Here is a 657-nt window from a genome sequence, read left to right on the forward strand (position 1 = left end):
GGATCGCTTTCGCGTTCGAGTTCCCGAGGTTGGTGCGCTAACAGGCGGCACCAGCCAATTGGCCGCACCAGCGCAAGATCGTCATTCGGTCCGCCGATCAGGGGTAACAAACGCCCCATGCAAACCATGCTTAAAAGGCTCGCAACCAGATCGGGAGGTGCTAGACATCCGCACGGAAAACTGTAAGTATGCAGGTCCTGAACTGCTGGCGACCAATAGCAGCATTGTGGCAGGATTGAAAATGAGGCCTCGGTTATTTATTGGATCTTCAGGCGAACGGTTAGATGTAGCTCAAGCGATCCAACAAGAATTGGATCGAGACGCTGAAGTTACTGTTTGGAATCAGGGTGTATTTGAGCTGACAAAATCTACGCTCGAATCGCTTACTAGTGAAATTGCGAATACAGACTTCTGTATATTTGTTTTTGAGGCTGACGACATTGTTAGGATTAGGGGCGCTTCAAGTCCGGTGGTTCGAGACAATGTTATCTTTGAGCTTGGGCTTGCGATTGGCTCCCTGGGGCGCAGCCGTTGTTTCATAATCAAGCCGCGCAATTACGTTGACCTTCATCTGCCGAGTGATCTTTCCGGGATTACAGTGGCTGACTATGACGCGAATCGGAGTGATGGCCGCATTCGGGCTGCCGTTGCTTCGGC

General features: G+C 51.3%; 1 protein-coding gene. It reads left to right on the forward strand.

Annotated elements, in window-relative coordinates; genetic code table 11:
• Positions 1-157 precede the first annotated feature (157 nt).
• Positions 158-657, forward strand: a 500-nt coding sequence (locus tag ABTU92_RS29290) for a TIR domain-containing protein (RefSeq protein WP_408095070.1), incomplete at its 3' end; no start/stop codon positions are given.

This window comes from Rhodoplanes sp. SY1 (assembly GCF_046000175.1).
GTDB lineage: Bacteria > Pseudomonadota > Alphaproteobacteria > Rhizobiales > Xanthobacteraceae > Rhodoplanes.